Origin of the sequence: Streptomyces sp. NPDC020192, assembly GCF_044388685.1 — a bacterium.
Classification (GTDB): Bacteria; Actinomycetota; Actinomycetes; order Streptomycetales; family Streptomycetaceae; genus Streptomyces.
On record NZ_JBIRXG010000026.1, the window covers coordinates 43788 to 67219 of the forward strand.

Genomic DNA, 23432 nt, shown 5'->3' on the forward strand with positions numbered 1-23432 from the left:
CTCAGGGGTGGTGCGGGGGCGGTGGCGGGATCGTGCCCAGGCCCGGGGCCGGTTCCGGCCACACCAGCAGGACCGGGCAGGGCGCGTGGTCGACGGCGAAGCGGACCGCCGGGCCGAGGCTGTGCGGGCCGAGCCGGGAGCGGTCCCCGTCGCGGGCCAGCACCAGCAGGTCGGCGTCCGCGCAGGCGGCCACCACCTCCCGCTCGACCCGGCCCGACCGTTCCTCGCGCACGCAGGGCCGGCCCAGCCGCTCGGCCGCGGCGTCGAGCAGCGCGGCCGCCGACCGCCCGCCGAGCGCCTCGAGCCGGTCGCCCGGATCCCTCTCCGGATGCCCGCGCCCGAGCAGCCCCGCGAACGCGCCGTGCGCGAGCCCCGGCACCTCGGCCCCGGTGACGTGCAACAGCACCACCTCGGAGTCCGCCGGTGCGTGGGTGCGCACCGCGTCCACGCAGGCGGGCCATGTGCCCTCGACGAGCCAGGCGATCACACGCATCCGGTCGGCCTCCCCAGGTCTCGGACAACCCTTCAGAGAATCTGCAACGAGCCCCACAGTGCCACCACCGCGAGCGCGAGCGAGGACGGCACGGCGATCAGGCCCAGCCGGGTGAACTCCCCGAGATCCACCGCGTGCTCGTGCTGGTGCACGATCCGCCGCCACAGCAGCGTCGCCAGTGACCCGGCGTAGGTCAGGTTCGGGCCGATGTTCACGCCGAGCAGCACCGCCAGCACCGCCCCCGGCCCGGCCGGCACGGCCAGCGGCAGCAGGACCAGCACCGCGGGCAGGTTGTTGATCAGGTTCGCCAGCAGGGCGGCCAGCGCGGCCATCCCGAGCAGTGCGGGCAGCCCCGTGCCGCCGGGCACCACATGCCCGAGGACGTCCGCGAGCCCGTTGTCGACGACTGCCCGCACCACGATGCCCAGCGCCAGCACGAACGCGAGGAAGGAGGGGGCGGCGGCCCGTACGACGGTCAGCGCGGTCGCCTTGCGGCGTACCAGCGACCGGCTCGCCAGCACCAGTGCGCCCGCCGCCGCGACCCAGGCGGGCTCGACCCCGAACGCCGACGCCACCACGAACCCCGCCAGCGTGCAGCCGACGGTGACCAGGGCGAACAGGGGCAGCCGCGGCGGCTCGCCGGTGTCCTCGCCCACCGGGGCTGCCGCCGCGAGATCACGGGCGAAGAACCTGCGGAACACCCCGTACTCGGCGCCGATCGCCACCAGCCACGGCAGGGCCATCAGCGCCGCGAACCGGGTGAAGCTCAGCCCGCTCGCCGCGAACGCCAGCAGGTTCGTCAGGTTGGACACCGGCAGCAGCAGCGACGCGGTGTTCGACAGATGCGTACAGGCGTAGACATGCGGTTTGGGCCGTACGCCGGTGCGCGCGGCCGTGGCGAAGACCACCGGGGTGAGCAGCACGATCGTGGCGTCCAGGCTGAGGACCGCGGTGATGGCGGACGCCAGCGCGAAGACCGCTGTCAGCAGCCGCACCGGCCGGCCCGCCGCCCACCGGGCCATCCACGCCCCGCAGGCCTGGAACAGCCCCTCCACATCGCAGAAGTGGGCGAGCACCAGCACCGCCGCCAGGAACCCGACCACCGGCCCGAGCCGTTCCGCCTCGGCCCGGGCGTGGTCGAGCGAGATCGCGCCGGTGGCGACCACGATCCCGGCGGCCGGCACGGCCATGACCGCCTCCGGCCAGCCGAAGGGCCGTACGACGGCCCAGGCGAGCACGGCGACGAGCAGCACGGCCGAAAGCGCTTCGGCGAGAGGGGTGTGCAGGGCGGGTCCTTCCGGAACGGATCACTTGGTGCCCGCCCATGAAAACAGACGATCGTGAACGCCTCAGGACGACCGGCTGCCCGCCGCGCCGAGGAACTCGGCCCAGCCGCCCACCGGGGACTGACCCGGCACCAGGGTGCGCAGCTTGCGCAGCACCGCCGGGTCCTGCGCCTCCAGCCAGTGCACGAGCTGCTTGAACGACACGAAGCGCACATCGTCGCCGTAGGCGGCCATCTTCCCGATCGCCTCCTCGACGGCGTCCATGTAGATGCCGCCGTTCCAGCGCTCGAAGTGGTTGCCGATGAAGAAGGGGGCGCGGTTGGTCGTGTACGCCCGCTGGAAACCGGCGACATAGGCGTCCCGGGCCTGGGTGCGCCAGGCGTCGAACTGGGTGCGGTCACCGAGCGGGTTGCCGCCGGACTGGTTGAACATCATGTTGTAGTCCATCGACAGCACCTGGAAGTTGTGCCCGGGGAAGGGTATGGACTGCAGCGGGAAGTCCCAGATCTTGCCGCCCTGCACCTTGCCCGGCCAGATCTGCAGACCGCCGGGGGAGCTGGCGTCGTACTTCCAGCCGAGCGCGGCCGCGGTGGGCAGCAGGTTGGACTGGCCCTCCAGGCACGGGGTACGGCCGCCGATCAGCTCCTTGTGGTAGTCGAAGGGCAGCGGATCCAGGTCCGTGAAGCCGGTGTTGGTCTTCCACTGCGTCACGAAGCTCATGGCCTGGTCGATCTCGCTGCGCCACTCGGCCGGGGACCAGTTGCGCACCCCGTTGGTCCCGCAGAAGTGCCCGTTGAAGTGGGTGCCTATCTCATGGCCCTCCAGCCAGGCCGAGCGGACCTCCTGGATGGTGGCGTGGATGTGCCGGTCGGCGAGATAGCCGATGTCGGAGGCGCCGACCTTGTGCTGCGGCGGACGGTACAGGTGCTTCTTGGACTCGGGCAGGGTGTAGATGCCGCTGAGGAAGAACGTCATCTTGGCGCCGTGGTCGGCGGCCACCTTACGGAACCGGGAGAACAGCTGGTTGCTCAGCTCGCCTGCGCCGTCCCAGGAGAACACCACGAACTGCGGCGGCTTCTGGCCCGGCTTCAGCCGTTCGGGCGTCGGCTGGTGCGGCTGGGCGCCGGTGTCGGCGGTGGAGCCGTCGCCGATCGGCTTCACCGGCCGGGCCTGTGCGGTGCCCTTGCCGCCGGAGGAGGCCGGGCCGACCGAGAGGCCGGTGCCGGAGGAGCATGCGGCCAGCGTGCCCAGGGCGCCCGCGGCCGCGCCCGCCGTCAGTACCCGCCTGCGTGAGATCCCGCTCATCGTGTCCCCGATTTCCTTCTCTGGGCCCTCTGCGGGGCCTGCTCACCGTGCGGTCGACGGGTTCGATCGCGGGAACGGGCAGAAAGATCGGGGCCGGCGGCGCCTGTTGCCGTTCTGTGACAGTTGTGGCGCGCCCATGACGAACCCCGCTGTCCTGGTGGGGAGCAGCGGGGTTCTGGGGGGCTTGTGCGCAGGTCAGGGGGCCGTGCCGGGGGCGAACACCGACAGGAAGACGGACGAGGAGTTCCCGCTCACGGGCACCGCTCCGCCCGTCCACGCGACCTTCAGGGAGTCGCGCTCGTCCGGCGGCGTGACGAGCAGCGCGGCCGGGGTGGCCGTCCTGGCGCCGCTGACCCCCGGGTTGGAGAAGGTCAGCCCCGCCCAGGCGCTCTGCCCCGGCCTGAGCGTGACGGTCACCGAGGAGCCCGGCTCGCGCTTGGGGTCCGGGCCGAGCTGGCCGCCGGAGGCGCCGACGAACGCCGCGCCCGGATAGCCGCGCAGGGTGCAGGCCCGCCCGGAGCTGTTGGTGAGCACGACCGGGAAGTTCTCCTGGCCGGCGCCCGGGTCGTTGCGGCCCACGGAGGCGCTCAGTTGCGAGGTGTGGCAGCGGGAGCCCGCGGCCGCCGTGGGGGTCGTGGCGCCGCCCCGTGACGCCGTGCCCTGTGGCGCGGACGCCGTGGCGGCGCCGGTGCCGGCGGAGGTCGGGGTGGACGCGACGGACGCCGGGTTCTGGGTGTCGCCGGTCGCGGGCGCGGCCGTACCGGACGATGTGAGGGGCGGGTTGCTGTGGACGTCGTGGCTGCTGCCACAGGCGGTCAGGAGGCCCAGCACGGCGAACGTACCGACGAGCAGGGCCCCGTGCCGCGTGGACCGGGGTGCGTACACCATGTCGCTCACCACTCCTGGATGATCACGGCACACGAGGGAACGCGTGCCTGCGGCGCCGAGTGCGCCGTCATCACACTCCGATGCGCGCAGCGCCCGAAAAGTTCGGCACACGCAGGGTTCCTTCCCCGCCGTGACCTCCGGCAGGCGTCGCTCAGCCCACCCGCAGCGAACGGAGTATCCCGTCCGTGGCGTCACCGGTTCCCTGCTCGCGCACCTGTACGTACACCTGCGGTTGACCGGTGCCGTCGTTCGCCGGAACCAGTGCGGACTCCGTGACCGAGCCGCCGTCCGGGCAGCCGCTCCACGCCCGCACCAGGCCGTGCCACTCGGCGTCGGTGAAGGTACGGCTGCCGGAGTAGTGGCAGCCGGAGTGGGCGAGTGCCCTCACCTTCGCCGTGACGTCGCCGTGCTCGCTCACCCCGGCGAAGACGCCGTTCACCGGCTTGCCCAGATCGGGCCACCGGGTCAGGTCGTCGGCCACCACCAGCCCCGGCTCGTGTCCCTTGGCCAGCCCCAGGGCACTCGGGTCCCAGCCGGAGTCGCGCAGCTCATGGCTCCAGCCCGGGGGTACCTGTACGACCACTCGTCCGGTCGCGTCCGTCACCCGGGTCCCGTCCGGGGAACCGCCGCGGTGCAGGACGACGGTGACGGCGACGGCGGCCGCCGCGGCGGCGAGGACCGCGGCCAGCGACATCGTCACGATGTTCAGTCGCCCGCGCACCCCGTCCAGCCGCCGGGCGGCGGGCGGTGCCGCCTGGACCGCCTGACCCGTCGCCAGCCGGTCCAGCTCCCGCGCGAACGCCTGCGCACCGGGCCAGCGGCGCGCCCGGTCCGGCTCCAGCGCCCGCAGCAGCGCCCGCTCCACGTCCTCGCCGAGGTCCGGCCGCAGCCGCCGCGGCGGTACGACCCTGCCCGGGGCGCCGGGCACGGTCCCGGTGAGCAGCTCGTAGCCGACCGCGCCCAGGCTGTAGACGTCGGCCCGCTCGTCGATGCCCTCGCCGGGCTCGGCCTGCTCCGGCGGCTGATAGCCCGCCGAGCCCGCGGCCAGCGTCAGCACCGAGGCCTGCGCGAGGCTCTTGGCCAGGCCCAGATCGGCCAGCAGCACCCGCCGGGTGCCGTCCGGGGCGGTGTGCAGCAGCACGTTGGTCGGCTTGATGTCCCGGTGCACGATGCCCGCCTCGTGCAGCGCGGCGGCACCGCGCGCGGCCTCCGCGGTCAGCGCCAGCGCGTCGCGCACCGGCAGCGGGCCGCCGGCCAGCAGGTCGGCGAGGGTGCCGCCGTCGGCGTACTCCATCACGAAGTACGGCCTGCCGTCGGGGAGTTGGCCGATGTCGTAGACCTGAACGATCCGGCTGGAGCCGGCCCGGCGCAGCAGCCGCGCCTCGGACAGGAAGCGCTCCCTGATGTCGAGCCGGTGGGTCCAGTTGTCGGCGAGGACCTTCACCGCGACCGGGGCCTGCAGCTCTTCGTCGTGGGCGAGCCACACCGTGGCGAAGGCGCCGCTGCCCAGCGGGCGTTCGAGGCGGTGGCGGCCGATCCGCCCTGGGGATTGCATACGACTATCATGCCTGGCCTGAGATCGACTCGAAGGGGGGCCCGTCCGTGCAGGACCAGGCGCCGATGGAAGACCTCGCCCGGCGGGCCGCCACGGGCGACAGTGCCGCGTTGGACCGGTTGCTGGCGGAGATCCGGCCGGAGGTCGTGCGGCGCTGCGGGCGTTTCCTGCCCTGCCGGGAGGACGCCGAGGAGGCCGCGCAGGACGTGCTGCTCCAGGTCGCCCGGTACATCACCGCCTTCGAGGGCCGCAGCCGCTTCGGCACCTGGCTGTACACCGTGGTCGCCAACTGCTGCCGGCAGAAGTACCGCGAGCTGAAGCGGCGCGCCGCCGAGCAGCCCGCCACGATCGAGCCCGCGTACGCTGTCGACCCGCGCACCACCAGCGTCATCGCCGGCTCCCGGGTGGACCTGCTGGAGGCCCTGGACCGCCTGGAGCGCACCCACCCCCATCTGGTCGCGCCGCTGGTCTACCGCGACATCTGCCAGCTGGACTACGCCGAGGTCGCCGAACGCGTCGGCATCCCCCTCGGCACCCTCAAGTCCCGCCTGCACGAGGCCCGCAAACAGGTACGACCGTGGCTGGCCGGCGGCTGAGGCGTTCTGTGTCCGGGCTGAGGGGGGCCTCGGCGGTGATCCCGAGTGGTGAGGCAGGGGCGGGTGCCATCCCCGATGCGTGACCGGGAAAGGGCTCGCCCGCCTGGAGGGTCCGCGGAACGGGAGCCGGGTTCGCACACCGCCGCCGGTGTCCGGGCGGATGATCCCGAGGGCCCCAGGTGTCCTGCCGACTCCGCCGTGCACGTGCTGCCCCGCGTCGCCGGCACGCCCCCGCCGCTGCCAGGACCGGTTGCGTACGGCCCGCCGTCGCATGGCACCGGCAAGCACCTGGCGCGGCCGTACCGCCCTGGCGGGGGCGTGGCTCGCAGGTCTCCCGGACCCGTCGTCCCATGGCACACCGGCAGACGTTCGGCGGGCCGTACCGCCCTGGCGGGGGCGTGGCTCGCAGGCGTTACGGGCCCGTCGTGCCATGGCACCGCACAGCTCTGGCGCGGCTGTATTCCCGGCGGGGCGCGGCGGCCGACACGCCCCCTGGCTCGGCCCGGCCGCTCGCATACCCACCGCCGGTCGCCGCCAGGACCGGTTGCGTACGGCCCGTCGTTCCACGGCACCGGCACACCCCCGGCGCCGCTGTACCCCCCAGCGGGGCACGGCCTGCAGGTCTGCCGGACGGCACCGGCCGGACCAGGGCCTAGTGGTCCTCCTCGAACAGTGGCAGTACCGCCCAGATCGTCTTGCCCTCCGGGGTGTGGCGGCTGCCCCAGCGCTGGGTGAGCTGGGCGACCAGCAGCAGGCCGCGGCCGCCCTCGTCGAAGGTCTTGGCCCGGCGCAGGTGCGGGGCGGTGTGGCTGGTGTCGGAGACCTCGCAGATCAGGGTGGCGGCGTCGTGGATCAGGCGCAGGCGGATGGGGCGGGCGCCGTACCGGATGGCGTTGGTGACCAGCTCGCTGACCACCAGCTCCGTCGTGAACGACGCCTCGCTGAGCCCCCAGGTGTCCAACTGCTCCACGACCTGCTTGCGGATCGGCGCGACGAGTGCCGGATCGGCCGGGACGTCCCAGGTCGCCACCTGCGAGGGGGGCAGGCCCCGGGTGCGGGCGAGCAGCAGCGCCACGTCGTCGGCGGAGCCACCCGGCGGCAGCAGGGTGTCCAGGACGTGGTCGCAGGTGTCGTCCAGGGAGTCCGCGTACGCCCCGAGCGCCTCGTACAGCATCTCCCGACTCGTCTCCGGGTCCCGCTCCCGGGACCACACCAGCCCGTCCGTGTACAGCGCGAGGACGGTGCCCTCGGGCAGTTCCACCTCGGTGGACTCGAAGGGCAGCCCGCCCAGACCCAGCGGGGGACCGGCGGGCAGCTCCAGGGCCCGCGGCACTCCGCCCGGCAGCAGGAGCACGGGCGGCGGATGCCCGGCGCGGGCCACGGTGCACCGCCGCGACACCGGGTCGTAGACGGCGTACAAACAGGTCGCGCCGACCTCGCCGGGGCTGTCGACACCGGACTCCTCCGACAGCCGCACCACCAGGTCGTCCAGGTGGGTGAGCAGTTCGTCCGGGGCCAGGTCGATGTCGGCGAGGGTGCGTACGGCCGTCCGCAGCCGGCCCATGGTGGCCGAGGCCTCGACGCCGTGCCCGACGACATCTCCGACGACCATCGCGACCCGCGTCCCGGACAGCGGGATGACGTCGAACCAGTCACCGCCGACCCCGGCCCGCGCGGCCGGCAGATAGCGGGAGCGGGCCTCCAGCGCGGCCGTGGCCGGCAGGATGCGGGGGAGCAGGCTGCGCTGGAGCGCGAGGGCGGTCTCCCGCTCGCGGGAGTAGCGGCGTGCGTTGTCGACGCAGACGGCGGCGCGGGCGGTGATCTCCTCGGCCAGCAGCACGTCGTCCGCGGTGAACCCCTCCGGGCGCCGGCACCGGGTGAGGACCGCGACCCCGAGGGTCAGCCCGCGCGCCTGGATCGGCACCGACATCGAGGAGTGCATGCCGAACTCCCGCACCTTCCGAGCGCGCCCGGTGTGCCAGGTCATCCACTCGTAGATGTCGCCCTCGGCCACCGAGGCGACGATCGTGTGGCCCGCGGTCAGCGAGTCGGCCTGCGGCGAGCCGGCCGGGTACTCCTCGGCCTGACCGGGGCTGATCACCGCTTCCGGCACCTCGGGGTGCACCGAGCTGTGGGCGATCCGGCGCAGCCGCACCGGCGCCGTGATGCGGGCCGGGGGCTCGCCGCCGTGCTCGTCGGGGTCCAGCAGGTCGATGGTGACGAAGTCGGCGAGGGCGGGCACGCACACGTCCGCCAGCTCCTGGGCCGTGCGGACGACGTCGAGGGTGCTGCCGATGCGCACGCTCGCCTCGTTCACCAGTTGCAGCCGCTGCCGGGCCAGGTAGTTCTCCGTGATGTCGTGCGCGGCCAGGCACACCCCCCGCACCCGGCCCTCGCGATCCTTGACCGGGGCCATCCGGGCGAGCCAGGCGTGCGCGCGCTGCTCGCCGCCGGTGCGCATGTAGGTCTGCACGTCCAGCGACTCGCCGCTGGTCAGCACCTGGAGCATGCCCTGCTCCAGGTCCTCGCTCTGCTGCTTGCCGCCGATCTCGGCGAGCCTGAGGCCCCGGACCCGCTTCTCCGGCAGGCCGACAAGCTCGGCCATGACGTCGTTCATGCGGCGCAGCCGGAGCGTGTCGTCGTACACGGCGACCGCGCACGGCGACTGGATCAGGCCCGCCGCGGCGAGCGGGTCGTCATCGGCGGGCGGCTCCGCGCCGGTCAGCGGGGTGACCACGAGCCAGTCGCCGCGGTGTCCGTCGCGGGGCGGCCGGCGGTGGGCGAGCAGCCAGACCGGGACCGTACGGCCGTTCCGGTGACGCAGTCCGACCGTTCCGTCCCAGCGCGGGCCCCGGGGGACGGCCGGGGCGCCGTCCCCGCCGAGCAGCCGGGCGGCGGGCAGGCCCAGGACGGCCTCGGCCGGGTGACCGAGCAGGCGCCGGGCGCCCTCGTTCCACTCCACCAGCGTTCCGTCGTCGTCGATGACGGCCCGGGCCGTCATCGCATCGTCGAACGGATAGACCCGGCTCATCGTCGCCGCTCCCAGCGCGCACTCACAGTGAACAGGTGGCACCACTTCTGTTTCCAGCGTAGTGCTTCGCGCACGTCTGTGGGCCAGGGCCCCCGGCCGGTCGGCCGGTCCGTCGAACACGGTCAAGGGGAAGATCCGGCCGATGTGTGACCGGGGACGGACATCGGGTTCCGGACCCTTGACGATCGTGTGCGGCCGACCGTCAGAATCTGTTTGTTCACGATCAGTTGTGAGTACTTTTGGGCCCTGATGAGGGAGAGCCGCCTTGACGGTCACTCGCCGATCGATACTGGTCGCAGCCACGGCAACACCCGCGGCCGGAGTACTGCTGGGCACCACGGCGGCTCCGGCCGCCCTCGCCGCCGAGGCGTCGCCGGGCGTCGGCGGCCGCCACACCGTGCCGCTGCGGGACGGCTGGCGCTTCGCGCTGGTCAACCCGGGCGGCATCACCGACCCGACCGGGGCCTACGAACGGGCCGCCGACCCCGGTTACGACGACTCGGACTGGCGCGACCTCGCCGTCCCGCACGACTGGAGCATCGAGCAGACCCCCACCACCGACCACGGCACCACCAGCGGCACCGGCTTCCTGCCGGGCGGCCTCGGCTGGTACCGGCTCGCCTTCACCCTTCCGCCCGCGTACGCCGGCAAGCGGATCTCGGTGGAGTTCGACGGCGTCTACATGGACTCCCACGTCTACTGCAACGGCACCGAGGCCGGCCGCCATCCCTACGGCTACACCGGCTTCGCCCTCGACCTCACCGGTCTCGTGCACACCGACGGCAGCACACCCAACGTCCTCGCGGTCAAGGTGCAGAACCGGCTGCCGAGCAGCCGCTGGTACTCCGGCAGCGGCATCTACCGCGAGGCCCGTCTCGTGATCACCGAGCCGGTGCACGTGGCCCGTTGGGGCACGTATGTGACGACGCCCGAGGTCTCGGCCGGCAGCGCCCTGGTCCGGGTGGCGACGACCGTCGTGAACGAGTCCGGCACTGGCACGGACGTCCAGGTCCTGTCCCGGATCACCGGACCCGACGGCCGTACGGTCGCCCGTGCCGCCACCACCGTCGCCGTCTCCGAGCAGGCCACTGAGACCCATGAACTGACCGTCCCCGAACCGCGGTTGTGGGACGCCGACACCCCCGGCCACCGCTACACCCTGCACACCGAGCTGCGTGTCGGCGGCCGTACCACCGACACCTACCGCACGCCCTTCGGTATCCGCAGCTACCGCTTCGACCCCGACGAGGGCTTCTCCCTCAACGGCACCCCCACCAAGATCAAGGGCGTCGACCTCCACCACGACCAGGGCGCCCTCGGCGCGGCGATCAGCCTCGACGCGGTCCGCAGACAGATGCGGATCATGAAGTCGATGGGCGTCAACGCCTTCCGCACCTCCCACAACCCGCCCTCGCCGCAGATGATCCAGGCCTGCGAGGAGCTGGGCATCGTGATGATGGTCGAGGCCTTCGACTGCTGGCGCACCGGCAAGACGACGTACGACTACGGCCGGTTCTTCGACGAGTGGTGCGAGAAGGACGCCACCGAGATGGTGCTCGCCGCCCGCAACTCGCCCGCCGTGGTGCTGTGGTCCATCGGCAACGAGATCCCCGACTCCACCTCCACGGCCGGGCTCGCCATGGCCGACCGGATCATCGGCGCGATCAAGGCCGCCGACGGCACCCGCCCGGTGGTGATCGGCTCCGACAAGTACCACGGCGTGCCCGCCACCGGTTCCCCGGCCGACCTGATGCTCGCCAGGCTCGACGGCCTCGGCCTCAACTACAACACCGCGAAGTCGGTCGACGCCCTGCACGCGAAGTACCCGCACCTGTTCCTCTTCGAGTCCGAGTCCTCCTCGGAGACCTCGACCCGGGGCGCCTACCAGGAGCCCGAGCACCTCAACACCGGCGAGAACCACACCCCGGGCCGGCGCGAGACGTCCTCCTACGACAACAACCTCGCCTCCTGGACGATGAGCGGCGAGTACGGCCACAAGAAGGACCGGGACCGCACGTGGTTCGCGGGACAGTTCCTGTGGTCCGGCATCGACTACATCGGCGAGCCGACGCCGTACGACGCCTTCCCGGTCAAGGCGTCCTTCTTCGGCGCGGTGGACACGGCCGGCTTCCCCAAGGACATGTACCACCTCTTCAAGAGCCAGTGGACGACCGAGCCGATGGTCCATCTGCTCCCGATGACCTGGAACCACGAGGAGGGCGACACGGTCGAGGTCTGGGCGTACGCCAACGTGCCCTCCGTCGAGCTGTTCCTCAACGGAAGGTCCCTCGGCACAAGGGAGTTCGACGTCAAGAAGACCACCGACGGGCGCACCTACCTGGAGACCACCGAGGCCACCGGCGACGACAGGACCTTCACCGACGGCCCCTACCCGGGCAGTTACACCAGCCCCAACGGCAGCGCGGGCAAGCTGCACCTGACGTGGAAAGTGCCGTATCAGCCCGGTGAGTTGAAGGCGGTGGCCCGGCGGGACGGCAAGGTGGTCGCCACCGACGTGCTGCACACCGCCGGGGACCCGCACGCCGTACGCCTCACCGCCGACCGCAACTCCCTGGCCGCCGACGGCCGTTCACTGGTCTTCGTCACCGCCGACATCGTCGACGCGCACGGGGTGGTGGTGCCGGACGCCGAGCACCTCATCACCTTCGACGTCGGCGGCGGCTCGCTGGCCGGGGTCGACAACGGCCGCGAGGAGAGCGCCGAGCGCTACCAGGCGAGCACCCGCACCGCGTTCCACGGCAAGGCCCTCGCCATCGTCCGCTCCGGCACGAAGCCCGGGGAGCTGAAGGTCACCGCGCGCGTGGGCGGCCTGCGCACGGGCACGGTGAGCGTGCATGCGACGGCGGCGCGCGAGGCGGCCCGCACCCCGGCGGCCGACTTCCGGCCCGACTATCCCGAGCCGCCGAACTACCCTTGTGCGGACGCCAGTTACTCCGGCCGCGAGGACACCCCGCCCGCCGCGATGCTGGACGGGGATCCGGCCACCGGCTGGTCCAACGCCTTCACGAAATCGGCCACCGCGCTGCTGCCCGCCTTCAGCGGAGCCCGTGCGACGGACTGGGTGTCCGTCGACGCCGGGCGCACCCGGACCTTCGACCGGGTGGCGGCCTCCTTCACGGTGGACGCCGGGCACACGCTGCCCGCGCGGGCCGAGGTGGCGGTGTGGGACGGCCACGCCTATGTGCCGGTGACCGGCGCGACGACGGACTGGGCCACCGCCTCGGACAGCCCGACGGTGATCACCTTCGACGCGGTACGCGGCTCCCGGCTGCGGCTGACCCTCACGAGCGCGTATCCAGGGCAGGCGAAGGGGGCGGTGCGGATCAGCCGCCTCGATGTGTAGCGGGTACGGACGGTCCGGGTGGAGCCGGTCCCGCCCGGATCGTTGACGGGCCGGAGCAAGGCTGCACCGGTAGGTTCTGCTCCCGGGATTCGTTCGCAGTGCATCGGTCTTCGGGCCGGTGGTGCAGCGAATCACGACGGTTTCGAGTTGCGGCGTCTTGTTCCTTCGAAGCAGGGCGATGGTTCTGTTGCGGGCTGTGTCTGCCATGACTCAAGTCCGTAGGGTGATCCGCACGCAGCTTCGGTACGGCTTTCGCCTGTACCCGACGCCCGGGTTGTGTTCAACGATGCGGTGCGGGCCCGGGAGGACGCCCGCGTGGCGGGCAGGCTTCGCCTCGCTCAAGGGCGAGCGCAAGGGGCCGAGGCTGGGTGCTCCGCGTCTGAAGTCCCGAAAGGACCGCAGGCAGTCGATCCGGTTCACCGCGAACGCCCGCTGGTGCATCACGCCCGGCGTACGGTTGAATCTGCCGAAGATCGGCGAGGATGCAGCGGGCCGGTACTTCGTCGGCTTCGTCATCGGCACCGACGCGGCTGCGGATCTTGAGCGGATGCCGGATGTCGAAGCGAGCGTGGGCATCGACCTCGGACTGACCCTCCCCCAGACTCCGTCCGGGGGACCCCCATCGCGGTGCTGTCCGGCGGCACGAAAATTGGCTCGCCGCAGGCAGAAGGGGTCGAAGAACCGGGCCAAGGCCCGCCTGAAGGTCGCCCGCGCTCACGCGAAGGTGGCCGACGTACGCCGGGAGTTCCACCACCAGTTGTCCACGAAGCTGATCCGTGAGAACCAAGCGGTCGCCGTGGAGGACTTGGCGGTGGTCGGCCTGGCGCGCACCCGGTTGGCCAAGAGCGTCCACGATGCGGGCTGGTCCCAGTTCGTGGGCACCTGCACGACCTGCGGCGCTGTCCACGATCGGGACCACGATGCCGCGAAGAACGTGAAATCGGCCGCCGGACTGGCGGTGACAGCCTGTGGAGCGCCGGCAGGATCAGAACCCGTTCTGGCACGGCGTGGTGAAGCAGGAAGCCGTGGAAGCCCGCCCGATGCCCGTGCCGCGTAGCGGCACAGCACCAGGCGAGCAGGCCGGAATCTCTCTCCTTCGGGAGGGAACCCCGTACGCTGCCGGGCCGGGCCGACGCGGTTCGGCCGCGCCCAGAAGGTGCGCGGGGCTGTGCGTTCATGAAGCTACCGCCGCATGGGCGTGGCTCCCCTCACACCAACACCGGCTGCAGCGCACCCTCGTGGGTCAGGAGCCAGACCTTGTTCTCGACGCCGCCCGCGTACCCGCGCATCGAGCCGTCCGCGCCGATCACCCGGTGGCAGGGGCGGACGAGGAGGTGAGGGTTGGCGCCGAGGGCCCGGCCGACCGCGCGCAGCTCGGTGCGCGGCACGCCCAGCCGGGCGGCCAGTTCGCCGTACGTGGTCGTCGTGCCGTGGGGGACGTCCTCCAGGGCCTGCCAGACCGCCCGCTGGAACGGGGTGCCGACGGGTGCGAGCGGCAGGTCGAAGCGGGTCAGCCGGCCCGCGAAGTAGGCGTCCAGCTGCCGGTGCGCCTCGGTGAACGGCGCGTCGTCGCGCTCCTCCGCGCGGACCGTGGGCGCGCCGCGCTGCCCGGGCAGGGTGAGCGAGGCGAGCGTGACGCCGGCCGCCGAGACCGTGCCGGTCAGCAGCAGGTCGCCCAGCGGGCTGGGGTGGACGGTGTGAACGGTGCGCGTGTTCATCGCTGCTCCTTCTGTCTTCGTCGGTGTCCTGCTGTCCTTCGCTGTCGAGTCTGCTGCGCCGCGCGCCCCGGGACCGGCGGGAATCGGACATGGCCCTCGGGTGCCGCAGGTACCGTGTCGGATGCCTTCTGACCTGCTGGTATTTACGGGTAAGTACCCGCGCGGTACCGTGAGGGGCATGCCAGCTCTCAACGTGGAGTTCAGCGACCGGGAACTAGAGGACCTGCGGCAGATCGCCAAGGAGCGCGGTACGTCGATGAAGGCCCTGGTGCGGGAGGCCGCCGCCGCCGACATCGCCCGGCACCGGGCCCTGCAGGAGGGCGCCGAGGCCTTCCGGCAGTTCTTCGCCGCGCACGCCGAGGAGTTCGCGGCGGCCTTCCCCGACGACGAACCCTCCGCGAAGGACGAGGCCGCCTGAGCGATGTCCTCCGTCATCCATATCGACGTCCCCTGGCTGCTCCAGCGCCATGAGGAGGTCCTGCCCGACCAGCCCGCGGTCGACGACTTCTCCGCGCTGGTCGCCGCCGTCGCCCGGCACCGCGTGGACCCGCCCCGGCTCGGCGTGGACTCCGACCCCGCCTGGCGGGCCGCCGCCCTGCTGCACACCCTAGCCGTGCTCAAGCCGCTGCCCGCGGCCAACGCCCGTTTCGCCTGCGCGACCGCCGTGGCGTACATGTTCGTCAGCGGCGTCGGCATCGACCCGCCCTACGGCGCCCTCGTCGACCTCGCCCGCGACCTGATCTCCGGCAAGGCGGACGTGTACGGCGCGGCCGACCGGCTGCGCTCCTGGCAGATCTGAGCGGATCCGAGTAAGAGCCGCGCGGGCCGGGAACGAGCCCGGCCCGTCGGCGCGTGTGCACGTTTCACGCGGGGTGTTCGGGTTGTCGAATGCCGTCACAACCGAACAGACAGGCTCCCGCCCTTTCTGACTTTCCTTCAAACCGGCCGAGTTGTGCGGGCGCCTTGTTGCTCGTGTGGATGTTGTGCAAGGGTTGAAAGGCTCGTGCGGGGGGTAAAGTCCGAGGTTCTTCCGGCAGTTGCGGATCGTTCACCGGCCGGGCGCCGGTGAGTTCGCCTCCCCGTGCGCGCCCCAGAGATACGCAACGACGCATCACGCACCAAAGGAATCCGCTCAGTGCCCACCCCCCACCCTCCTCGTCCCCCCTATCCGCCGCCCGGCGGAGATCCCGGGGAACCGGACGAGTTGCTCGCCGGTCCGCTGCGGGCCGGCTCCGACGCGGAAGGCTCGCGGTCCACCGCCCTGCTGATGGCCCGGCACTGGCAGCCGGCCCACGAGTACGCGGGCATCTGCCTGGCCATGTCCGGGCCCCTCGCCCACATGGTCACCGCCACCGCCTTCCATCAGGTCCTCGGCCGTCTCGCGCTCGGCGAGCCCGCCGAGGCGCTGCGGCCCCGCCTGCTGGTCACCGTCCGGGACACGGTCGTCAACTGGTCCGGCACGGACCGGATCACGGCCGTACTGTCCGGCCTCGGCAAACCCGCCGGGGGCCGCGGTATGCGCGCCGCCAAGACGCTGATACCGGACAACCGCGCCCTGTCCGACCGCTCTTTCCACGCCCTGCCCCGCCTGGAGCAGGCGCTGCTGTGGCACATCGAGGTCGAGGCCGAGCCGATATCCGTGCCGGCCGCGCTGCTCGGCCTGGACGCCGACAGCGCGACGGCCGCGCTGGAGGAGGCGCGGGACAAGTTCCGGGAAGGCCTGGTCCGCGCCCACCGGGAACTCGCGCCCGGCAAGGACTGCCGCTACTACAACCGGCTGCTCGACGTCCCGATCCGCCGGGGCGGCGCCCTGCTGCCCGACGTCCAGGAACACCTGGCCGCCTGCCCCTACTGCCGGCACGCCGCCGAGCAGCTCGGCCACGCCGACGCGGCCTTGGGCGTGCTGCTCGCCGAGGCCGTGCTCGGCTGGGGCGCCCGCCGGTACCTCGACTCGCGCCCCGGCCGCCGACAGGGCCCCGCCAGCGGCGGCAATCGGCGTTCCGGCGGACGCCGGCGCGGCGGGGACAAGCCCGGACTGCTCGCCCGCGCCGCCCGCACCGGTTCCCTGCGCCGCGGCGACGGTGACAGCAGAGCGCCCCGCGGCCGGCGGCGCGGCGGCGGCGAGCCCGGACCGCTCGCCCGGATCCCGGCGGCCGTACTCCGCGCACCCGTCGCCGCGTTGTCGTCCCGGACGCTGCTCACCGGGGTCGGCGTGGCCTCGGCCGGGCTGCTCGCGACCGTGCTGGCGATCAGCATGTGGCCGGACGGCGGCGACGGCACCGACCCGGTCGCCTCCACCAGCGCCGTCCCCGGCACCGGCGGCCCCTCCGCGCCCACCTCCGCCACCGCGCCCGGCACCGCGGGCCTGCCCACGTCCGGCCGTCCCACCCGCCTGCGCAACGCCGACGCCGACCTGTGCCTGGACATCAAGGGCACCCCGCGCGCCGGGGCGGGCGCGGTGCTGGCCGTGTGCTCCTCGGCGGCCGGCCAGCAGTGGACGTACGACACCGACGGACTGCTGCGCAGCGCGGCCGTCACGGACCTGTGCCTGGACTCGCACGCCGATGCCGGGGTGGTCATCCTCGGCGGCTGCGCCGACGCGGGCTCGCCGCGGGAGAGGGACGTGCGATACGACCGCACCGCGCAGGGTGAGCTGCTGCCCCGCTGGGACCACACCCTCGCCCTCGCCGCCGCGGGCGCGACCCCGGGCGCCGACCTCGTCGTCAAGGTCCGGGACCACTCGGCCGGCCAGCGCTGGGTCACCGACACGCCGTCGGCGAGCCCCGGCTCCCTGTCCATCGCCGGCACGGGCGGGCCGTCCGCACAGCCGGCGCGGCTGCCGGAGAAGGACACCTGACCCCACCGCCGGTGGCGGGCCGCCCGCCACCGGCAAAGCCCTGGTTCAGACGGGTTCTTCGACGAGGTCGGCCGCCGACACCGTCCCCGGGCCGCTGTGCCCGGACAGCGCCAGCGTGAGGTCGAACTCGGCCAGCAGACACCGGATGACGTGTTCCACGCCCGCCTGCCCGTCCAGCCCGAGCCCGTAGACGTACGGCCGTCCGACCAGCACCGCCCGCGCGCCCAGGGCCAGCGCCTTGAACACGTCGTCGCCGGTGCGCACCCCGCTGTCGAACAGCACCGTCAGCCGGTCGCCGACCGCCTGCGCGACCCGGGGCAGCGCGTCGGCCGCGGCGACCGAGCCGGCCACCTGCCGGCCGCCGTGGTTGGAGACCACCACGCCGTCCATCCCGGCGTCGGCGGCCAGCCGGGCGTCGTCCGGGTGCAGGACGCCCTTCAGCACGATCGGACCGTCCCAGTGCTCCCGCAGGAAGGCCAGGTCCGGCCAGGTCTTGCCCGGGTCCCCGAACAGGCCGAGGAAGTGCAGCACCGCCGCGTTCGGATCCTCCTCCACGGGCCGCTCGAGCCCCGCCTGGAAGGCCGGGTCGGTGAAGTAGTTGGCGGTGCCCACGCCGTGCAGGAACGGCAGATACGCCTGGTCCAGGTCGCGGGGCCGCCACGCCAGCAGCTGGGTGTCCAGGGTGACGACCAGCACCGAGAACCCGGCGGCCTTCGCCCTGCTCAGGAAACTCCGGGTCACCTCGCGGTCCTTGCCCCAGTACAGCTGGAACCACCGCTCGGCGTCCCCCATCGCCTCGGCCACCCGCTCCATCGGCGTGCTCGACGCCGACGACAGGACGTACGGCACGCCCTGGGCGGCGGCGGCCCGGGCGGCGGCAAGTTCGGCGTCCGGATGCATGATCCTCAGCACGCCGACGGGGGCCAGCGCCAGCGGCGCCGGCAGCGACCGCCCGAGCACCTCGACGGACAGATCGCGCTCGCCGACGTCCCGCAGCATGCGCGGCACGATCCGGCGCCGGGCGAGCGCGGCCCGGTTGGCACGGGCCGTGCTGCCGTCGCCCGCGCTGCCCGCCACATACCCCACCGGGCCCGGGGCGAGCCGGTGTTCGGCCAGCTCCTCCAGCCGGGTCAGATCGGTCGGCAGGCGGGGCACGGCACCCGTCATCCCGTTCAGATAGATCTCGTACTGGAAATCGGCCCAGTGCTTCGCCATCCGGTCGTCCGCCTCTCGTCGCTGAGGAGCTGAGGAGCTGAGCGTGCGTGCAGCCAGACGATACGTGATCACTTCATGAACACAAGGAGTCATGAAGGGACTTGAAGGGGTCGGAGCCGGAGTGTTTCAGGACGATTAACGAGGCGCTGATTTTCGGCCATTGAATCGCTTCGGGCGCGCGGAACCCGCTTCGTTCCTGGGGCACGGTGTGCAAATTCCGTGACATCACGCCACTGATTCAACACGAAAGGTTACCGAAACCTATGCGCTCGATGTGAGTTTCGCTCGTGGAGTCGGCAGAGTGGCGCTCGCCGCTCCGGCGCCCCACCCGGGTCCGGGCCGGCACCTCGTCTGTTCGAGCGGAAGGATGCACACAATGCGGAACACCGCGCGCTGGGCAGCGGCCCTCGGCCTCACGGCCGCCGCCGTCTGCGGACCCCTGGCCGGGGCCGCCGTCGCCGCGCCGGGCGCCGCCCCGTCGTCGCTCTACGCCCCCTCGGCGCTGGTCCTCACCGTGGGCCACGGCAACGACGCGGCCACGGCCACGCCCGAGCGTGCCGCGACCCTCATCTGCGCCCCCACGGCCTTCGGCACCCACCCCGATGCGGCCCGTGCCTGCGCCGAACTGCGCGGCACCGGCGGTGACTTCAACGCGCTCAAGCCCGCCGAGGGCGTGTGGTGCACCAAGCTGTACGACCCGGTCGTCGTCACCGTCCAGGGCGTCTGGCAGGGCCAACGCGTCTCCTACGAGCGGACCTTCGGCAACACGTGCATGAAGGACTCCGTGGGCGACGGCGTCTTCTCCTTCTAGGGGATCCGCCGTCCAGGACCGGGATCGCACGGTCCCGTACGCGCCGGTTCAGGTCCGTGACTGGGGAGTGCGGCCACTGGAGCGGGGACCAGCGATCTCGCACCGGGGCCGACGGGCGGAGTGGGGCCGCCCGCCGGCTTCCGGGCACACAGCCGCTCCCCGGGAAAGGCCCGTGGGGGGCCCGACCCGGGGAGCGGCGAAAAAACACCGGTTTCAACCGGTGCCGTCGGCCCTGTGCCGATGACTCGTGTCGTGTGCCGGGATGCGGCGGGCACACAGAGCGACACGGCTCAGGCGTCCCGCCAGGGAGTGTGCCGGGGCCACCAGGCCGGCACCGCCCGGCGGTAGCGCTCGTACTCCGACCCGAACCGGCACACCAACCGCGGCTCCTCGTACCCGCGGACGAAGGCCAGGCTCACCGCCCAGGCACCGGCGGCGTACGCGAACAGCACGGGCCGGGCGAGCAGCAGGCCCTGTCCGGCGAGTACGGCGACGACCGCGAGGTAGATCGGATTGCGCACGTACCGGTACGGCCCGCTCACCACCAGCCGCTCGGGCGGCGCCACCGGCGCCGGGGTGCCGAGCCCCTCCAGGGCGAAGCGGGCGTAGGCCTGAAGGATCACGGCGGCACCGGCCGCCAGGGGGAGCAGGCCCAGCAGCCGCAGCGGCGGCCACCAGTGCCCGGTCCGCCAGCCGCCGGTCAGCCACCACGGCACCAGGACGGCCGCACAGCCCGCCGCCAGGACCAGGAACAGGGTGCTGCCGAGCACCGCCGTCGCCTTGCGCACCCCTTCACCATGACAGGCCGAGGGGCCGCCGTCTCCCTGCTGACGGCGGCCCCTCGGGCTCATGGGTCCGGCGGTCACATGTGGACGACCGGAGCGGCTCCCGCGTCCTGCCGTGGCACTCCGCGCCGGTAGAGCAGGAAGGCGATCAGCGCGCCCGCCGCGAAGAGGCCCGCGGACCACCAGAAGGCGGTCGTGTAGCTCTCGATGGTCGCCTGCGCCTGCACCAGCTTGCTGGTGGCGTCCCGGCCGGCCAGGTAGTTCGTGGCGGCGGTCGAGGCGAGGGTGTTCAGCAGCGCCGTACCGATCGAACCGCCCACCTGCTGCATGGCGTTGACGGCCGCGGAGGCCACGCCTGCGTCCTCGGCCGCGACCCCGCCGGTGGCCAGCTGCATGGCCGTCGGCATGACCAGGCCGAGGCCGGCGCCGATCACGATCAGCTGGGGCAGTACTGCGCTGGCGTAGTGCGTGCCGACGCCGATGCCGGTCAGCCAGGCCATGCCGGCCGTGGCGATCGCGAAGCCCAGCGGGATGACCGCCTTCGGACCGATCCGGGGCAGCAGCATGGTGGTGCCGAGCTGGGCGGCCACCATCAGCGCGCCGACCATCGGAAGGAACGCCACGCCGGTCTTCGTGGGGCTGAAGCCGAGGTTGAGCTGGAGGTAGTAGGTCAGGAAGAGGAACACGCCGAACATGCCCGCGCCGGTGATCAGCACCGCGAGGAAGGAGGCGCCGCGGTCGCGGTCGAGCAGGATGCGCAGCGGCAGCAGCGGGTGCGCGGTCCGGGTCTGCCACCAGGCGAACGCCGCGAGCAGCAGACCGCCCGCGATCAGGAAGCCCCAGGTCAGCGGCGAGCCCCAGTCGTGGGTCTCGGCGTTGGAGAAGCCGTAGACCAGGGAGAACAGTCCGGCGGCGACCAGGACCGTGCCCGGTACGTCGAGCTTGGCGTCGGCAGCGTCGCGGTGGTTGCTCAGCAGGAGCCAGCCGCCCGCGAAGGCGACGACGGCGATGGCCACGTTCACGTACAGGGTCCAGCGCCAGTCGAGGGCGTCGGTCAGCACACCGCCGAGCAGCAGGCCCACCGCGCCGCCGGCGCCGGCGATCGCGCCGTACACGCTGAAGGCGCGGGCCCGTTCCCGGGCGTCGGTGAACGTGGTGTTGAGCAGCGACAGCGCGGCCGGGGCGAGCAGTGCGCCGAAGGCACCCTGCAGGGCGCGGGCGATCACCAGCATGGTGAAGCCGTTGGCGGCACCGCCGAGCGCGGAGGCCGCCGCGAAGCCGACGACGCCGACGAGGAAGGCGGGCTTGCGGCCGAACAGGTCGGCGATGCGGCCGCCGAGCAGCAGCAGGGAGGCGAAGGCGAGGGCGTACGCCGTCACGATCCACTGCCGGCTGCCGTCGGAGAAGCCGAGGTCGGTCTGGGCGGACGGCAGGGCGATGTTCACGATCGTGGCGTCGAGGACGACCATCAGCTGCGCGACGGCGACGACCGCGAGGATCCACCACCGCTTCGGCGAGGCCGCCCCGCCGTGCTCGACGGCGGGGGCTCCCGCCCGGGAGCCTTCGGCCAGGGTTTTCTGGGGCATGAGGAACCACTCCAGGGAAGTCGTTCGGGTGCGAGGAGGCGAACAGCCCATAAACGAAACTGTTTCGTACACATCGAGCCTACGGCACGCCTAGCGAAACGGCAACGTTTCTTTTCTTGCATTCCTTGACTGGCATATAACTGGGAAGGCATATTTGCTCGTATGTCCGACGCAGCGCTCTGGTCCGCCCTCGCCGACCCCCACCGGCGGGCCATCGTGGCGCTGCTCCTGGAACGCCCCCGGCCCGTCGGGGAGATCACCGAGGCCTGCGGGCTGAGTCAGCCGAGCACCTCCAAGCATCTGAAGGTGCTCCGGGAGGCCGGCCTGGTCCGGGTCCGGCAGGAGGCGCAGCGCCGCGTCTACGCCCTGGACCCGGCCCCGATCGCCGCCCTCGACGCCTGGCTGGAGCCCTACCGCAGGTTGTGGAACAGCAGCCTGGACGCCCTGGGCCGGCGCCTCGACGCGACGTCGGACGACCCCCGGCACCCCCCACCACCGAAGGACTGAAGCACCATGCCCGTCGACCTCACCGGCACCTATCTGACCCTGGACGACGGCCGCCCCGCCGTCCGGTTCACCCGCACCTACGACCACCCGGTGGACCGCGTCTGGCGGTTCGTCACCGATCCCGACGAACTCGAGCAGTGGTTCCCGTTCCGCGCCGAGATGGAGCTGCACCCCGGCGGCACCATTCGCTTCAGCGGCCACCCGAACGTGCCCGAGTTCACCGGCCGGATGCTCGCCGTCGACCCGCCCCGGCACCTGTCCTTCGAGTGGGGCGCCGACGAACTCCGCTTCGACCTGGAAGCCGTCGGCGACCGGCGCACCCGGTTCACGCTCACCGACGTCCTCGGCGAGGCCGACACGGCCGCCCGCAACGGCGCCGGCTGGGAGGTCTGCCTCGCCACCCTCGACGCCAAGGCCCGCGGTGAGCGCTTCGAGGGCCCGCACGCCGGGATGAGCGCACCCTGGAAGGAGTTCTACGCCGCCTACGTCGACGCCGGTGTGCCCTCCGGCGCGCAGGTGCCGGGCCTGGACTGACCGTGCCGCGCCCGGGTCGCAGACCTGACCCGGGCGGGTGCGCCGTGGCGGTGGCGAGTTGCCCGGAGCGCGTCAGGATGGATGAATCGGCTCAGGAGAGCGTGGCGGTGGCGAGCCCGGGAGGAGCCGTGGAGCGGTGGCGGCGCGGCCTGCACCGCGCCTGGGAGTGGCTCAGGGTGCGGGCCCTGTTCGAGCACGGCCGGGAGCTGGAACTGCTGCACCGGGCCATGGGGTTCGCCACCCTGGCGCTGGTGACGCTGGCCCCGCTGCTGATCGTGGTCGCCGCCGCCGACCCCCAGTCCCGGGGCGGTTTCGCCTCCTGGCTCACCGACGGCATGGGCCTGTCCGGCCCGTCCGCCCGCGCGCTCACCGACGTCATCAGCCCGCCCCGCAGCGTCATCGGCACGACCAGCGTCCTGAGCCTCGTCCTGCTCGGCGTCTTCGGCGTGACCTTCGGCGGCAGCGTGCAGAACGCCTACGAGCGGATCTGGGGCCTCGCCGCCGGCCCCTGGCACCGGCTGTGGCGGCAGGCCACCTGGCTGGTGGTGCTCACCGCCTACCTCTACCAGGAGGCGGCCACGAAGACCGCGCTGCCCGGCAGCCAGCGGAGCGTGCTGTCCGCGGTGAGCGGGGTGCTCTTCTTCTGGTGGGGGCAGCGCTTCCTGCTGGGCGGCCAGGTCCACTGGCGTGCCCTGTTGCCGGGCGCCATCGCCACCGTCCTCGGCCTCGTCGGCCTGCGGGCCTTCTCCTACCTCGTCTTCACCCCGCTGATCGTCACCAACGCGCTCAGCTACGGCGCGGTCGGCACCGTCCTCGTCGTCGAGTCATGGCTGATCGGCGTCGGGTTCGTCATCTACGGCGGTGCCCTGTTCGGCCGCTGGTTCGTCGAGCACCACTGGAC

19 protein-coding genes are annotated in these 23432 nt (G+C 72.7%); 9 read left to right on the forward strand and 10 right to left on the reverse strand.

Going from position 1 to position 23432, the window contains the following annotated elements:
• Position 1 precedes the first annotated feature (1 nt).
• The 5 genes from ACH47Z_RS36580 to ACH47Z_RS36600 all read right to left on the reverse strand — a co-directional run bounded on the left by ACH47Z_RS36580 (position 2) and on the right by ACH47Z_RS36600 (position 5527).
• The gene (locus tag ACH47Z_RS36580) at positions 2-493 is read right to left on the reverse strand and encodes a universal stress protein (RefSeq protein WP_399081580.1); all 492 of its coding nucleotides are present in this window, start codon (positions 491-493) and stop codon (positions 2-4) included.
• A gap of 32 nt (positions 494-525) precedes the next feature.
• Positions 526-1779 carry an arsenic transporter gene (locus ACH47Z_RS36585; RefSeq protein WP_399081686.1) on the reverse strand — a complete coding sequence of 418 codons (1254 nt, stop codon included), beginning with the start codon at positions 1777-1779 and terminating at the stop codon, positions 526-528.
• Positions 1780-1842: 63 nt separating this feature from the next.
• The gene (locus tag ACH47Z_RS36590; protein WP_399081582.1) at positions 1843-3084 is read right to left on the reverse strand and encodes a hypothetical protein; all 1242 of its coding nucleotides are present in this window, start codon (positions 3082-3084) and stop codon (positions 1843-1845) included.
• 195 nt (positions 3085-3279) lie between these two features.
• Positions 3280-3972, reverse strand: a complete 693-nt coding sequence (locus ACH47Z_RS36595; protein ID WP_399081584.1) for a DUF4232 domain-containing protein — start codon at positions 3970-3972, stop codon at positions 3280-3282.
• A 151-nt stretch (positions 3973-4123) separates the two neighbouring features.
• Entirely contained in the window at positions 4124-5527 is a 1404-nt protein-coding gene (locus ACH47Z_RS36600) for a serine/threonine-protein kinase (RefSeq protein WP_399081586.1), read from the reverse strand.
• A 47-nt stretch (positions 5528-5574) separates the two neighbouring features.
• On the opposite strand from ACH47Z_RS36600, the gene ACH47Z_RS36605 reads away from it, so the two are divergent.
• Positions 5575-6123: an RNA polymerase sigma factor gene (locus ACH47Z_RS36605; RefSeq protein WP_399081588.1), complete on the forward strand. Its 549-nt coding sequence runs from the start codon at positions 5575-5577 to the stop codon at positions 6121-6123.
• Between the two features lie 652 nt (positions 6124-6775).
• Here ACH47Z_RS36605 and ACH47Z_RS36610 read toward each other — a convergent pair.
• On the reverse strand, positions 6776-9154 hold the full coding sequence (locus ACH47Z_RS36610; RefSeq protein WP_399081592.1) for a SpoIIE family protein phosphatase: 2379 nt from the start codon (positions 9152-9154) through the stop codon (positions 6776-6778).
• Between the two features lie 265 nt (positions 9155-9419).
• Between ACH47Z_RS36610 and ACH47Z_RS36615 the strand changes: the two genes are divergently transcribed.
• A complete protein-coding gene (locus ACH47Z_RS36615; protein ID WP_399081594.1) occupies positions 9420-12518 on the forward strand; it encodes a glycoside hydrolase family 2 TIM barrel-domain containing protein in 3099 nt (1032 codons plus the stop codon).
• A 223-nt stretch (positions 12519-12741) separates the two neighbouring features.
• Positions 12742-13575, forward strand: a complete 834-nt coding sequence (locus ACH47Z_RS36620) for an RNA-guided endonuclease InsQ/TnpB family protein (protein WP_399081596.1) — start codon at positions 12742-12744, stop codon at positions 13573-13575.
• Positions 13576-13726: 151 nt separating this feature from the next.
• On the opposite strand, the gene ACH47Z_RS36625 is transcribed toward ACH47Z_RS36620, so the two are convergent.
• A complete protein-coding gene (locus tag ACH47Z_RS36625) occupies positions 13727-14236 on the reverse strand; it encodes a methylated-DNA--[protein]-cysteine S-methyltransferase (RefSeq protein WP_399081598.1) in 510 nt (169 codons plus the stop codon).
• A 178-nt stretch (positions 14237-14414) separates the two neighbouring features.
• Between ACH47Z_RS36625 and ACH47Z_RS36630 the strand changes: the two genes are divergently transcribed.
• The 3 genes from ACH47Z_RS36630 (at position 14415) to ACH47Z_RS36640 (ending at position 17093) form a co-directional block, all read left to right on the forward strand.
• Positions 14415-14654 carry a hypothetical protein gene (locus tag ACH47Z_RS36630; protein ID WP_399081600.1) on the forward strand — a complete coding sequence of 80 codons (240 nt, stop codon included), beginning with the start codon at positions 14415-14417 and terminating at the stop codon, positions 14652-14654.
• A gap of 3 nt (positions 14655-14657) precedes the next feature.
• Positions 14658-15035 (forward strand): toxin Doc, encoded by a 378-nt coding sequence (locus ACH47Z_RS36635; RefSeq protein ID WP_399081602.1) that lies wholly within the window; start codon positions 14658-14660, stop codon positions 15033-15035.
• A 336-nt stretch (positions 15036-15371) separates the two neighbouring features.
• Complete coding sequence (locus ACH47Z_RS36640; RefSeq protein ID WP_399081604.1) at positions 15372-17093, forward strand: RICIN domain-containing protein; 1722 nt, start codon at positions 15372-15374, stop codon at positions 17091-17093.
• A gap of 45 nt (positions 17094-17138) precedes the next feature.
• Here the strand turns inward: ACH47Z_RS36640 and ACH47Z_RS36645 are convergent, their stop codons facing one another.
• A complete protein-coding gene (locus tag ACH47Z_RS36645) occupies positions 17139-18308 on the reverse strand; it encodes a lactate 2-monooxygenase (RefSeq protein WP_399081606.1) in 1170 nt (389 codons plus the stop codon).
• A 376-nt stretch (positions 18309-18684) separates the two neighbouring features.
• On the opposite strand from ACH47Z_RS36645, the gene ACH47Z_RS36650 reads away from it, so the two are divergent.
• Positions 18685-19119: a subtilase-type protease inhibitor gene (locus tag ACH47Z_RS36650; protein WP_399081608.1), complete on the forward strand. Its 435-nt coding sequence runs from the start codon at positions 18685-18687 to the stop codon at positions 19117-19119.
• 290 nt (positions 19120-19409) lie between these two features.
• Here the strand turns inward: ACH47Z_RS36650 and ACH47Z_RS36655 are convergent, their stop codons facing one another.
• A complete protein-coding gene (locus ACH47Z_RS36655; protein WP_399081610.1) occupies positions 19410-19907 on the reverse strand; it encodes a methyltransferase family protein in 498 nt (165 codons plus the stop codon).
• A 74-nt stretch (positions 19908-19981) separates the two neighbouring features.
• Entirely contained in the window at positions 19982-21490 is a 1509-nt protein-coding gene (locus ACH47Z_RS36660) for an MFS transporter (RefSeq protein ID WP_399081612.1), read from the reverse strand.
• A 162-nt stretch (positions 21491-21652) separates the two neighbouring features.
• Here ACH47Z_RS36660 and ACH47Z_RS36665 point away from each other — a divergent pair, with 162 nt between their 5' ends.
• Both ACH47Z_RS36665 and ACH47Z_RS36670 read left to right on the forward strand, forming a co-directional pair.
• Complete coding sequence (locus ACH47Z_RS36665) at positions 21653-21997, forward strand: ArsR/SmtB family transcription factor (RefSeq protein ID WP_399081614.1); 345 nt, start codon at positions 21653-21655, stop codon at positions 21995-21997.
• A 6-nt stretch (positions 21998-22003) separates the two neighbouring features.
• On the forward strand, positions 22004-22531 hold the full coding sequence (locus ACH47Z_RS36670; protein WP_399081616.1) for an SRPBCC family protein: 528 nt from the start codon (positions 22004-22006) through the stop codon (positions 22529-22531).
• Positions 22532-23432 lie beyond the last annotated feature (901 nt).